This is a genomic window from Dyadobacter sp., from assembly GCF_051859145.1.
Lineage (GTDB): Bacteria > Bacteroidota > Bacteroidia > Cytophagales > Spirosomataceae > Dyadobacter.
In genome coordinates, this window is record NZ_JBHYGF010000423.1 from 1 (window position 1) to 13,507 (window position 13,507).

A 13,507-nucleotide genomic window follows, 5' to 3' on the forward strand; every position below is an offset into this window, starting at 1 on the left:
GTTGGGGATTGCTGCTTTTGTTCTTCGACCAAACTCCGGATGCACAAAAAAAGGGATACCGTTATCCGATATCCCAGTTCAAATATTTGTGTTGGCAGTTTAGCTGATCAGTTTCGCCTTGGTTGAAAGATACGCAGTCAGTGAAGCCAGCACACCGACGATCGCGAAAGACCAGCGGAGGTCAGCAAATTGGGCGACGATACCGATCAATGGAGGTCCGATCAGGAAGCCGATAAAGCTGATGGAAGAAACCGCAGCCAACGCCATTCCCGCTGACATGGTGGTAGATTTACCCGCTGCGCTGTACACCAACGGAACCACCGAAGATACACCGAAACCAACCATCAGGAAACCGAAAGTGGCCGGTACCAGGTAGGGGAAGAGCACTGCAACAGCCAGTCCGGTACCCATTAATATACCGCTTATCTGCAACATAGCTTTTCTTCCCAGCTTGTTAGCGAGCCAGTCACCGGCGAAGCGGCCGCCCGTCATAGTACCCATAAAAGCGACATAACCGAGCGTGGTCATGGAAGCAGGAACGTGTACCGCTTCCTGGAAATAAACGCCGCTCCAGTCGAACATGGCGCCTTCGCAAACCATCGCACAGAAGCCGATCAGTCCAAGTGTGAGCAGGTCACGGTCGGGCTTTACAAAAAGGGGCTGCGATTCTCCTGAATTCTTCTCGCTTTCGGGCATTGTATGCTTGTATGCGGTAAAAATGATCAGGAATGCGGCCAGCGCAATGAATGTAAAATGAAGGTGCGGAGGAACGCTGATCGAGATGAACAGTGAACCGATCATCGCGCTCACAAACCCGGCGAGGCTCCACAATCCGTGGAATGAGGCCATAATTGACTTTCCGTAAAGCTGCTCCACAGCAACCGCCTGTGTATTGATTGCAATATTGGTAAGGTTCCCCCACAAGCCAAAGGCAAAAAGCGCGATCACCAATTGCTCTGTGCGTGTTACAAAACCGATGAAAACCAACGTAGTAGCATACAGAATCGCGCCGATGAGCACCATTTTGCGACTTCCGTAATGGGTTACCATCCAACCTGAAATCGGCAGACTGGCCATTAACCCGATCGGCAATGCAAGCAATACGGTACCTAATCCTCCTTCTGTTAGATGGAGCATGTTTTTAATGTCCGGGATGCGGCTTGCCCAGGCGGCAAAGCTCAGCCCCTGAACAAAGAAGAAAGCCGCTACCGCAAGGCGCAAATACTTTCTGGAATCTGAGGGTGCAAAAATTGAATAATTCATGACTTTCTTTTTTCATTCGGGACAAGCCCAGTGGTGTTTTGTGATTGCTTCTTATATAACTTTTTTAAGGAAATTCTATAAGTGTGTTTCTGATGGAAATTGCACTGCTCTATTAAAATGCACCATCTATAATGCAAAATTAACGTATATCAGCAGATTAAGTTTCAGAATTCTTGTACTATTTAAATGATATAAATAGGTAAGTGTTGTACAAAAGAAAGATCGTGTAATTTATTGATATTGGATTGTGCCTTAGCAGGAGGATTTGCTAAATTGTCCTTCATACATAACTCCTGTTGCACATGAAAAAAGCTGTTGTTGGTCTCCTTGCCTCCCTTATGCCCCTCCTTACCAATGCGCAGTCTAGCCAAGGCGAGCGGCTGAACAGCATCCGTGCTACGCTGCCGGTGATTGAGCAGCTTTACAAAGATTATGCGGAGAAAAATCATTTCCCGGGGCTCGCTTTCGGGCTGGTGGTTGATGGAAAGCTACTGTTATCGGGCGGACAGGGTTTTTCGCAGGTAGCTACTTCAACGAAGGCAACTCCTGCAACGCTTTTCCGCATTGCATCCATGTCAAAAAGCGCAACTGCAATGGGAATTCTGGCGTTGCGGAAAGAAGGTAAATTGAAGCTTGATGATCCTGCTTATCTCTACATTCCAGAGCTGAAAACAATGCGTGCAACCACCACGGACGCTCCGCCAATCACCATCAGGCACTTAATGACGCACGCTGCCGGCTTTCCGGAAGACAATCCCTGGGGCGACCGCCAGCTGAATGACAAGGATGAAGACCTGATCGCGTTGATAGAAAGCGGTATATCATTTTCCAATGTGCCGGGTGTTACCTATGAATACAGCAATCTCGGGTTTGCATTGCTTGGAAGGATCATCAGCGTGGTTTCGGGTAAACCTTATCAGCAGTATATAGATGAAAAGATTTTTAAGCCGCTTGGCATGCAGCATACCATTTGGGAATATACAAAAGCGCCCAAAAACCTGCTCGCACACGGTTACCGGTACGAAGACGACACCTGGAAAGAGGAAGAGCTGTTGCACGACGGCGCTTATGGAGCAATGGGCGGACTGATCACCTCCATTGAAGATTTTAGTAAGTATGTTGCATTCCATTTATCGGTGTGGCCGCCCAGCTCGGCGCCCGAGACTGGCCCTGTGAACCGCAGTGACGTGCGGGAAATGCAAATGCCATGGAATTTCAGCGGGCTGAATGCATCTTACAAATATCCCAGCGGTCGCGCGTGCGCCATGACGAGCGGCTACGGATACGGGCTGCGTTGGAGTCAGGATTGCACCGGGCGAACAGGAATCGGTCACACCGGCGGGTTGCCCGGCTTCGGCAGCCAGTGGCAGATCCTGCCGGATTACGGTATCGGGATCATCGCTTATGCAAACAGGACATACGCAGGAATGGCAAACATCAATACGGCTGTTTTGGATACGATTATTACGTTAGCGGGGTTGAAACCACTTCCATTGCCGGTCTCCGATATCCTCAAACAAAGAAAGCAACAGCTCGCTTCCATGCTGCCCGGCTGGCAGAATGCAGAACAAAGCGGAATTTTTGCAGAGAACTTTTTCCCTGACAGGTCGCTCTCGCACCGCAGGAAAGAGCTGGACCAGTTGCTGGAAAAGACTGGTAAAATCAGCGGATCATCGGATATGGTTGCAGCTAATAACCTGAGAGGTAGCTTCATACTAAAAGGAGAGCGCGGCGATATCCGGGTGTTTTTTACATTATCACCTGAAAACCCTGCATTGATACAGCAGCTGGATTTCTCGCTTGCTAAATGAGCTGTAAGTAAAATCGAGTGCGGATAGGGGGAAGCTGTTTCCGGATTGTCTGATAAGAAAAAACGAAATCTTTATAAAAAAGGTCTTCTAACCGGATTGTTACAAAGTATGACAAATGCAGCAGCTCAGTACTTGCTTTTCAACTTTGCAACATACCTTTTGGTGGCGGTAGTCAGACCATTATTTTTCGTCTCAGGGCAATAGGAACAAATTTTGTACTGTTATATATCAATCACACACCATAATAGTTCTAAACCATACGCGAATGAAAGTTTTGGGTTCACTGTTTTTCGGTCTTACAATGCTGGCAAGTTCAATTTGCCAGGCACAAACATTATATGATGTGATCGTAGCAGGCCGCACCATTGGCTCGCTGCGCGTTTTTGATGATAAGGCGGCAGATAACAGCGAAACACACCGGATCGAGTCCGATTTCAAGATCATGTTTTATAAAGGCAAGTATGCAACGCAGACGAATTATGTGCAGGGAAAGCTGGTATCTGCTACTTGTTCGCACCATGTGAATGGGGATTTGAAGGAGAAAACCCAGACGAAGAGCAGCACCAAATCCTTGTACGAAGTTCTGTTTTCGGGCGAAGACGGGGAAGATAAGCCGAGGATTGAGCTAAATGCGCCCATTAAAAGCACGATAACCGGCCTCTATTATAAAGAGCCGGTTAATGTGAATGAAGTTTATTCAGAACGTTATGGAAAAATGTGCAGTGTCAAAAAGCTATCCGAAGGAAAGTACGGCGTGGTACTGCCGGATGGGAAGCAAGGCATTTATTTGTATAAAAATGGTCTTTGTCAGGAAGTTAACACGGATCTTGCCGGTTTTAAGTTAAGAATTGTGTTAAATGAAAAGCGGCTTTAAGCTCCTTTCTCCAAGCTGATCAAATCTTCACTGCGGAGTTGTTCCGTATTTCTTCATTAGCCGATTTAATAATCACGTCTCCCTCGCTAATCTCCCCGAATACCTCAGTCAGCTCGTCGCTGCTGGTGCCCGTTTTCACCGGAACCCATACTGCCGTTCCATTATTTACTTTAATTATAAAGGTACCCTGCGTTGAATTCAGTACGGCCGACTTTGGAACAGCCAGCGAGGTAGCATCTGCGCTCAGGGGAATCGTAACTTCGGTGATCATACCGGGTAAAAGTTTTCTATCACTGTTAATCACGTCCATTTCTGTTCTTTGCGAGCGTAAACGTGCGTCGAGGGCGCCTGATAGCCTGGTGACTTTCGCTGTAAAGTTCTGGTTGGGGAGCGACCTTACCTTGAATTGAACCGCGCTGTTGCTCTTCAAATAGCTGGTATAAGCTTCGGGAACACTCACAACAAGTCGCAGCTTCCTTTGCTCCACCAATGTGAAAAGCGGAAACTCGGAACCCTTGCCAGTAGGACCTACATAGGCGCCGGCGCTCACATTACGGGCTGTAATTACACCACTGAAGGGGGCACGGATTTCAAGATAGTTCCGGGTATCGGCGATTTCCCTGCTGGCGGAGCGAGCCGCGTCAAGTTGTGCCAAGTCAGATCTTTGTTTTGCCAATGCAAGATCCAGATCGTTTTGCGAGACCGTACCCGGCGTTTTACTGGTTTCAAGCAGCCTTTCATAATTGGCCTTACTCGCTTCATAAATCGCCTCCTGGGATTTCAGCCGCGATTCGCTTGTGGTGAGCTGAGCGGTAAGTTCCGGGGCTTCCATTGAGGCAAGTAGTTGTCCCTGTTTCACTTCGCTTCCCACATCCACATGCAGCTTTTTTACAAAACTGCTGACTTTGGCGTAAAGGTCAACCTGCTGAAATGGAATCAGTTCGCCCGGGATTTGAAGATTGGAAGATAGCTGTTGTTTTTGAACGGTAACAGTTTCAAGCACCGGCGCTTCCGCAGGTTTCTCCGCCTTCGCCGCCTCTTCCTTTTCCGCCTGGGACGGACCACAACCCTGAAAAGCAATCAGCGAAGCTGCAACCAGGAATGAGGTGAGTAGTTTTTGATTATTCTTCATATTTATCGGGTTCAAAAAGGGTTATCGGGTTGTTGGAACATAGTATTTGCTTTCTTCATCCTCAGGATCAAGGGAAACGCTCTGCGTGCTGGCTTTACCTTGTCCCCAGGCAAATGCGAGCGGCAGAATGAACAATGCGGCAAATGTGGAAGCAATTAATCCGCCGACCACCGCGCGGCCGAGCGGAGAGGATTGATCACCCGCTTCTCCCAGGCCACTCGCCATCGGTATCATACCCACCACCATCGCCACAGCAGTCATAACAATGGGTCTCAGTCGCAAGCCGGCAGATTCTTTGGCTGCTTCTATCGCATTGCCGCTGTGCTTGCGCAGCTGTTCTGCATTGGTAATCAATAAAACCGCATTGGAAATAGATACGCCTACTGACATAATGATGCCCATGTAAGATTGCAGGTTCAGCGTAGAGCCGGTTACCATCAGCAATGCAAGGGAGCCCAGTACGACTGCCGGAACCGTTGCCAGTACAATCGCGGAAACTTTGAACGATTGAAAATTCGCAGCGAGCATCAGGAATATGACGACAATTGCCACAACCAGTCCATTTTGAAGACTGACCAGGGTGTCCGTCAGCGTTTGGCTAAGTCCGACCAGCTCAACAGAAAGTCCGCGCGGCAACTTGCCCAAGTCTGCCAATGCAGCTTCCACGTCCTGTTTCGCAATCCCCAGATCTGTATTGTTCAGATTGGCCGTAACCGAGAGCACGGGCATTGAACCCAGGTTATCATTTTCACCATAAGTAGTATCTGGTGTAATGGTGGCTACATCGCCGAGCACGGGCCGGTTGGCATTACGGAGCAAAGGTATCTCGCCAATTTCATTGACGTTATTCATCTTGTTCTCCGGAATCAGGACCTGTACGGCGTAGCTGAAACCACCTTTTTCATCAACCCAGATATTTTTGTCGGTATAGCGCGAAGAAGAAGTAGAGGCTGTGAGCGATCTTGAAATATCATTCATATCGACACCCAGCTGCGCCGCTCGGATCCTGTCTACTTCAATATTAATAGAAGGATATTTATTCGATTGTCCCAGCTGGATATCACGCAGGTAACTGATCTGGCTTAGCCTGGCTATTACCTTTTGCGCATATCTTTCATTCAGCTTCTTGTCACGTCCCGACATTCTTACCTCAATCGGCGTGGGAGAGCCCTGGCTCAGGATCTTGTCTGTGAGTTCAATGGGTTCAAATGAGAGTTTAAGATCAGGAATATCGCGGCGCACGCTGGCCCGGATCTTCTCTTTCAGTCCATCCAGATTGGTATGAAAACCTTCTTTTAAACCTACCTGCAACACCGCTTCCTGCGGGCCCGCCATCCACAAATAAATGGGGTTTACAGAAAATAAGGCTGGGTGCTGACCTACATAAGCAGAAGTAACTGACACATTTTCGGCGCCTACTATATCTTTAATCGCTTGAATGGTCTTCAAAGTCTTCTCTTCTGTCCGTTCAATGCGGGTTCCCTCGGGCGCACGCAGCCGCACCTGAAACTGGCTTCCATTCACTTTTGGCAATACATCTTTCCCGATTGCGCCCAGCATCCAGGCAGCGAGCGCGGTAGTGACAATCAGGTAAGAAACAACAATGGGCTTGCGGAATGGGATAGTCCTTTCGATAAACCGCATGAATCGCGCTCTTACACGCTCAAAAAAGCTGATTTTACCATCCTGGTCAAAATCCGCGCGGTTAACGAGTGTTTCCTTTTGTTCGTCTTTATTTCTGCTCAGGCCCGAAGCGGCAAATTCCTCGGAGTCGCTCATTTCGGTTCCGTCCGCCTTTTTGTGGTGCTTTACTTTCATGATCCAGTTGGCCATTACAGGAACGAATGTCTGCGCGAGAAAATAGGAAACGATCATGCTGAAACCAATTGCCAGCGCCAGCGGAAGGAACAAGGAACCCGGAATGCCGCCCATTGTAAATGCAGGCGCAAATACGGCCAGGATACAAAAAAGGATCAGCAGCTTGGGGAATGCAATTTCCTGACAGGCATCCCAGATCGCGAGCGCCTTGGGTTTTCCCATATCCAGGTGCTGGTGAATGTTCTCAATGGTCACCGTACTTTCATCAACCAGAATCCCGATTGCAAGCGCCAAACCGCTCAGCGTCATAATATTGATTGTTTGGCCAAATAAATTGAGGAATAAAACACCTGCAATGATGGAAGTCGGGATCGTCAAAATAACGATCAATGCACCGCGGGGATCGCCCAGGAATAGTAGCACCATTAACCCGGTAAGTATAGCGCCGATCGCACCTTCCGTGAGCAGACTTTTCACGGAGTTCATTACGTAAGTTGACTGGTCAAACTCGTAGCTGATCTTCACATCTTCCGGCAATGTGCTCTGAATGCGCGGCATTGCCTTTTTCAGGTTTTGCACTACTTCCCAGGTGGAAGCATCTGCGCCTTTGGCGATGCTGAGGTATACCGAACGTTTTCCATTCACCAGCCCGTAACCAGCTGTAATGTCCGCCCCATCCTCGACTGTCGCCACATCACGGAGGTAAAGATTTTGAACGGTACCCTTGAATAAAGGGATGTTTTCAAAGTCTTTTACGTGCCGGACTGTCGTGTTAGTGGGCGTAATGTAGTTTTTATCGCCGATCCGTACGTTACCCGAAGGCGCAGTCTGGTTGTTGACGCGCAATGCTTCTACCAGCTGGTCAACAGAGATATTGTGCGAGCGCATCAGCTCGGGATCGGCTTTTACAACAATAGTCCTGATATTCCCGCCAAATGGAGGAGCCGAAACCAGGCCGGGAATGGACGTAAATGTGGAACGTACGTACACGTTTGCCAGATCGAGCAGCTCGTTGTTGGAGCGTTTCTCACTGCTGAGTACCAGCTGGCCAACAGGTAAAGTGGAGGCATCGAAGCGGATTATGAACGGAGGATTGGAGCTGGGCGGGAAAATTGCCTGCGCCCTGTTCGTGAATGCACTCAGCTCAGCCGAAGCCTGCGCCATATTGGTACCCGGGTAGAAATTGATCTTCATCAAAGTCAAACCCTGGATGTTCTTGGTTTCAATGCTCTTTATACCATTGACATACAACAAAATATTGATGTATTGTTTGGCAAAAAAGGTTTCCATCTGGTTGGGAGTATATCCGCCAAAAGGGTGGGCAATGTACATAACAGGCAGATCAAGCTTGGGGAAAATGTCAATCTTGATGTTCCGTACTGCATTGATACCGAAAAAGAATAGACCCGCCACTACAACCATGATCGTGATCGGTTTACGCAGCGCAAAGCGGATTAAGTCCATGCTGAAATTGTCATTAAGGGTTAATTAGGGTTGTAGGATTATTGTTCGAGAAAGATGCCGAAGTCTCCCGCTGCTGCGGCTTTCAGCAGCAATGCCTGCCAGAGGTTGTTCAATGCGATATCACGGTTGGTTTCGGCGCGGTTCAGGATGTAGAGCGCCTGTGTCATATCGACGATGTTACTTAACCCATTTTTGTACAGCACGCTTTTTTGCAGATAAGCATCGGAGGCTGATTTTACCTGCACAGGCGCTTCCTGCGCATTGGCGGCCGCATTCCTGATTTTGTTTTCTGATAACAGCAGCTGGTTTTTGATCTGCTGTTCAGCCAGGTTATATTCTTCTTTCAATGCATTTGAAATGAACCCTTGCGCTACTGCCTGTTGCCGCGTGCGGAGTACGTTCGTCATATTCCACGTCGCGCCAATCCCCAGCAGATAATTGAACAGAACCTGCTTAATACCTTCGAGGTAGTTTTGCGTAAAAGCATGCTGGTCCACTGCGTAGTTGGAGGAAAATCCTGCGCCCCTTCCCTGGAAAACGCCAAAGAAGGAGAAAACCGGCATTCCTAGTGTTTTGATATACTTCACCTGCTGCTCGCTAACTGCCACACGGTTTGTATAGAACCGGAGCAGGGGATGGTTTTCGAGCTTAGGTAGGGAATCCGCAACCAGTCTGGGCATTTTCGTGATGAAAGTGCTGTCAAGCGTAAACCGCTGCTCTGTAACGCCCATTAACCTGGCAAGTACATTCGCCTGTTCCTGTTCCAGGTCGCGCGCCTGGGTGATGCTGATCTTTGCATTGGATACCTCCGCATTGGCGAGCGAAGAATCTACGCCAGGGATCAAACCGTTCTTAGCACGGGTTACCACCACATTCTTCAATGCATTTGCGCGTTCAAGGTTATTTTCCCACGAGCGGATCAGTCTTTGTGCCGCCAGCAGGTTCAGGTAAGCGCCTGCCACGCGCACGCTATGCTGGAATTGTTCCTGCGTCAGATCACTCTCATCGCGTATAACTGTCGATTTCGCCACATTGATCCGTTCCCGCGCTCTTCCAAATGCAAAGAAATCCCAGTTTACATTCGTGAGGTACAATGCACCGAATGCGGCATTCCAGTTCTGGCTGCCCAGCGGCAAACCCGAAGATGCTACCGCAAGTCCCAACCCGTAAAGCGGACCGTTCTGCCCGTTCACAGTTCCGTAATCCTGCTGTGCGGAAAGGTTCAGGTTTGGAAGGTACTCTTTCCGACCTTGCGCCACGGTTGCTTTTGAAGCACCGAGATAGTTGTTTTTTGCGCGGATGGTACCATAGTTGGTAAGTGCTGTTTCGACTGCGTCGTGCAGACTAAGTACCTGCGCGGCGGCCGGCGCGTAGGGGGTCAGCAAACACAAAGGCAGGAGTAAGTGAAGTAATCGTTTCAACATATTTAGTAGGTCCGGGTTTTCACCGGGGTTTAGGAGCTATGCTTTTCGTCGTTGTGCGGATCAGATCTCAACCGCAGTTATTATGTATTACAATCAAACAATAAACTATAAAATTCAAACACTATACCTTTCACTGGTCCGGTACGACTTGGGTGTGATACCGGTTTGTTTTTTGAAGAGATTGTTAAAATAAGCCGGATATTCAAAGCCAAGACAAAATGCAATCTCGGCAATGCTCCAGTTGGAGTGGCGCAGCATTGCTTTCGACTGGATCATAATCCTTTCAATGATGTGTTCCGTGGTGGTTTTGCCTGTTGTTTCCTTCAATGCGCGGTTCAGGTGGTTTACATGCACATCAAGGCGAGCGGCAAAATCCTTGGCTGTTTTAAGTTGCAGCTTGTGCTCGGGCGATTCAATAGGGAATTGTCTTTCCAGCAGATCATGGAATGAAGCCGCGAGTCTTGCCGAACCATTTGCGTGAATGTCGTTGAGCTCAGAAGGCTGCATTTTCATAGCCTCGTGGGTAAGTACATTCACGTAATTACGCATCAGATCGTATTTGTGTGCGTAGCTCGAAGCAATATCCTCCTGCATTTTGCCAAAAATCCGCAACAGGTAATCTTGCTGGTCTTCACTAATGAAATAAACTGGAATACTGTCAGCGCGGAGTATCGGACAATCGTTAACAGTCGCCGACCTGCTCATACTGCTCAGGAACTGATCATTAAAAAGGCAAAAGAATCCGGATTGTTCATTTGACTTCGCCTGCCAGGAGTAGGGGACGTTGCGGTTAAAGAACACTAATGCATTCCTATCAATTTCAATCTGGTGATTTCCGTAAGAAATAACCCCTTTGCCAATGATCAGTGATATTTTGTAAAAATCCCGGCGGGCATACGAAGTGTATTTGGGGCAAAAAACACGGGAGAAAACGTTGAAGTGCTCTTCGTTACGGGAAGTACTGTCCGGGCGTTCTACACCTTTGGCAGCTGGGTGCGTCTGGTAAAAATGCGCTACGGTCTCACTCGGTATCATGTGATGAAATTATGAAATTCAAATATTCACCACAACAGATGCCAGTTAAAAATTGATTAATGTAGATAAGAACTTATAATTTTTATATTTTTTCAATTTTTAACAATCTTTAATGCCATAAAAGGCAAAGAGCCAGCGCGATATGCGTGGCTCTTTGCCTTTTGAATTTATAAACAGCTTGTTAAACAAAGCGGCCGGTCCCGAAAGACCGGCCTTACCTGACAAGATTGTTGCGGCTAATCTACTGTCGGGTATGCTGATCCATTTGCGCTATTCACATTATCAGCCATTTGTACGGTGTCACGCACAGGTGCCAAAACGTTATGCGTCTTATAGTTGCGTGGCGAAGTCAATGGATTAAGCTGCACACCTTCTACCTTGTATTCACGCATTACCACCATGGTAGCGGGTCTCGGCGCGTACTTTGGCGTGGTGCTCATGTATTTGCTACGCTGGTATTTGCCGGCGCGCTCAACAGTTTTGAGGTTCGCTACTTCCACGGTGTTCTTCTTTGTCGCTTTCGCCTGAGCAGCCTTGTTCGGGTGCTTGTAGTTGTGCACCGAAATGCCGGGATCAACGATGGACTGGGCTTTTGCCTGGAAACTAAGTATGGTTATAGCTGCAACTGCGGCAACAAGAAATTTTAGATTTTTCATTTTACATTCCATTTAAAAGTACTTCAATTCAACCCTTTCATTGGGGTTTGTTCTAATTTAATACCTTAAAGGATGATTGTAAAATTGGTTAATACCCTCTTAAAACTAGTTTGAAGGAATAGTAGGCGTAGATTTTAACTCTTTTTTAGAGTAGAAATGCAGAATGAGAAAAAACAGGTTTCGGCTGAATGATAGTTTGTTAAAAAAAATTAAAATATCCGAAAACGAGCTTTACCAGTCACCCGGAAAAATATTTTCAGGACATTAAAAATTTAATGAGTTTCTAACCACTTTCTAATGATTTGTGGAGCAGGCGAGCAAATTCTTATTGCAGCAGTGCCAGCGCTGAGGATTGAATTCCACTACAAATACGATCTACCGGAAGATCATTGCTGTCCTCACCAAACGGATCTTCGATTTCCTCCGCAATTACTTCCAGACTGGCAAGAATGTAAAACACGAACATGACAAAAGGAATCACCAGGAAATGCAGGCTGAATGCATAGCCGACTGGCAGGGTAAGGCAGTAAGTGAAAATGAATTTCTTGATGAAAGAGCTGTAAGACAATGGAATGGGCGTGTTCTTGATCCTTTCGCAGGCGCCGCAAATGTCGGTAAACGCTTCGAGCTGATTGTTCAGGAGAATGGTATGTTCGGGAAGCAAAGTCCCGTTTCGTTGCAATTCTATAACCTTGCTGAACATTGCCGCAGCAATCTGATTGGGAACATGAACGCTATTTTGCAGTGATTCGCGGTTCATACCCGGCGTTTCCTGAAACTCTTCCGGGCGGAACTGGCTGCGGAGGTGGTTTTTGAGTGCAAAGGCATAATTCGGGATCATTTTCTGGAAGAAAAGCCGCTCCTCCTGATATCCTGCCGGCAGCAGCCCACTGATTTTGAGTGCCAGGTTCCTGCTGTTGTTCATCAGCGATCCCCATTGTTTTCTGCCTTCCCACCAGCGGTCGTAAGCTGTGTTTGTTCTGAAAACCAGTAGCATGGAGATTACAAAACCCAGCAGCGAATGCATAAGAGAAATGTTTTTCAGATCAGTATTGGTGCCAAGGTCAAAGTGAATCAGCACCAGGTACGCCACTACTGCCGAATACACGCCGATGGTCAGAATCAGCGGTGTCAGCTTGCGGACAGTATCTCCCTTTTGAAAATAGAATATATAGCGAAACCACTCTTTGGGATTGTAGTCGATCATATAAACTTAACGCGGTCAATCAATTTGAAAAACTCTTTGAAGCATTTGGCCGTCAGACGCGCGTCTTCCAATGCATTGTGCGTGTCCTCTTCGCGTTCGAAGCCAAAGAATCCTGCCACAGAGCCCAGGCTGAGCGAGCGCGGGACAGTATTGCCATTTTTTTCCATGATCTGGAAGAAAAGGTAGGAAACGGTGTGCAGGTCAAGCATTTTATTTGAAAATGACCATTTCATTTTCTCGTTCCTGTAAGCAAACCGCAGGAAGTTGATGTCATTGATCACACTTTGGCCGCAAATAATCACATTGGAAAGTCCGGGCTTGCCCGCATTCATTTTCTTGATCCATTTTTCAAATTCGGGCAGCACGTCGTAAATCATCGGCGCGTCTTCGAGGTCGGCGAGCGAGAGTCCGTGCACTTCTTCGGATTTAACCGAAAAAGCTTCTTCATTTTCAGGATACACATTTTGCAGGTAAGTGCCTTTGGAGGTCCAGCTATCGTCAAAAAACTCCGCACCGATCTGGATAATCTCATTCCAGCCTGGCTCCGGGCCGGTCATTTCTATATCGAGTACGAGAAAGGACATATATATAATGTTACAGGAAAATCAATTTGATTGTGAAAGCGGAAACTCAAAGCCTTTATTTTGCGTACAAAACTAGATAAACATTACATTTTTACGATTCGATATCCACTCATTTATAAAATGCCGATAGACTATAACCAAATACCCTCGCCCTGTTTTGTGCTGGAAGAGGATCTGCTGCGCAAAAACCTGCAACTGATTGACGGTGTCCAGAAAGTAGCGGGCTGTAAGATCATTCT

At 47.5% G+C, this 13,507-nt stretch carries 10 protein-coding genes and 1 pseudogene; 3 read left to right on the forward strand and 8 right to left on the reverse strand.

Annotated elements, in window-relative coordinates:
- Positions 1–99: 99 nt before the first annotated feature.
- Positions 100–1,263, reverse strand: a complete 1,164-nt coding sequence (locus ACTIE6_RS20790) for an MFS transporter (protein WP_439558460.1) — start codon at positions 1,261–1,263, stop codon at positions 100–102.
- Between the two features lie 302 nt (positions 1,264–1,565).
- Between ACTIE6_RS20790 and ACTIE6_RS20795 the strand changes: the two genes are divergently transcribed.
- Positions 1,566–3,074: a serine hydrolase domain-containing protein gene (locus tag ACTIE6_RS20795; protein ID WP_439558461.1), complete on the forward strand. Its 1,509-nt coding sequence runs from the start codon at positions 1,566–1,568 to the stop codon at positions 3,072–3,074.
- A 265-nt stretch (positions 3,075–3,339) separates the two neighbouring features.
- A complete protein-coding gene (locus ACTIE6_RS20800; RefSeq protein ID WP_439558462.1) occupies positions 3,340–3,948 on the forward strand; it encodes a DUF6134 family protein in 609 nt (202 codons plus the stop codon).
- Positions 3,949–3,967: 19 nt separating this feature from the next.
- Here ACTIE6_RS20800 and ACTIE6_RS20805 read toward each other — a convergent pair whose 3' ends face one another.
- The 7 genes from ACTIE6_RS20805 to ACTIE6_RS20835 all read right to left on the reverse strand — a co-directional run bounded on the left by ACTIE6_RS20805 (position 3,968) and on the right by ACTIE6_RS20835 (position 13,268).
- Positions 3,968–5,080 carry an efflux RND transporter periplasmic adaptor subunit gene (locus ACTIE6_RS20805; protein ID WP_439558463.1) on the reverse strand — a complete coding sequence of 371 codons (1,113 nt, stop codon included), beginning with the start codon at positions 5,078–5,080 and terminating at the stop codon, positions 3,968–3,970.
- Positions 5,081–5,101: 21 nt separating this feature from the next.
- On the reverse strand, positions 5,102–8,362 hold the full coding sequence (locus ACTIE6_RS20810) for an efflux RND transporter permease subunit (RefSeq protein WP_439558464.1): 3,261 nt from the start codon (positions 8,360–8,362) through the stop codon (positions 5,102–5,104).
- A gap of 38 nt (positions 8,363–8,400) precedes the next feature.
- Positions 8,401–9,786: a TolC family protein gene (locus ACTIE6_RS20815; protein ID WP_439558465.1), complete on the reverse strand. Its 1,386-nt coding sequence runs from the start codon at positions 9,784–9,786 to the stop codon at positions 8,401–8,403.
- A gap of 114 nt (positions 9,787–9,900) precedes the next feature.
- Positions 9,901–10,821, reverse strand: coding sequence for a helix-turn-helix domain-containing protein (locus tag ACTIE6_RS20820; RefSeq protein WP_439558466.1), 921 nt, complete (start codon positions 10,819–10,821; stop codon positions 9,901–9,903).
- Positions 10,822–11,057: 236 nt separating this feature from the next.
- On the reverse strand, positions 11,058–11,477 hold the full coding sequence (locus ACTIE6_RS20825) for a hypothetical protein (protein WP_439558467.1): 420 nt from the start codon (positions 11,475–11,477) through the stop codon (positions 11,058–11,060).
- A 325-nt stretch (positions 11,478–11,802) separates the two neighbouring features.
- Complete coding sequence (locus tag ACTIE6_RS20830) at positions 11,803–12,684, reverse strand: bestrophin family protein (protein WP_439558468.1); 882 nt, start codon at positions 12,682–12,684, stop codon at positions 11,803–11,805.
- Entirely contained in the window at positions 12,681–13,268 is a 588-nt protein-coding gene (locus ACTIE6_RS20835) for a 3'-5' exonuclease (RefSeq protein ID WP_439558469.1), read from the reverse strand. Before ACTIE6_RS20835 ends, ACTIE6_RS20830 begins: the two co-directional genes overlap by 4 nt.
- A 111-nt stretch (positions 13,269–13,379) precedes the next feature.
- Here ACTIE6_RS20835 and ACTIE6_RS20840 point away from each other — a divergent pair.
- A pseudogene (locus ACTIE6_RS20840) lies at positions 13,380–13,507 on the forward strand (carboxynorspermidine decarboxylase); the annotation flags it as partial.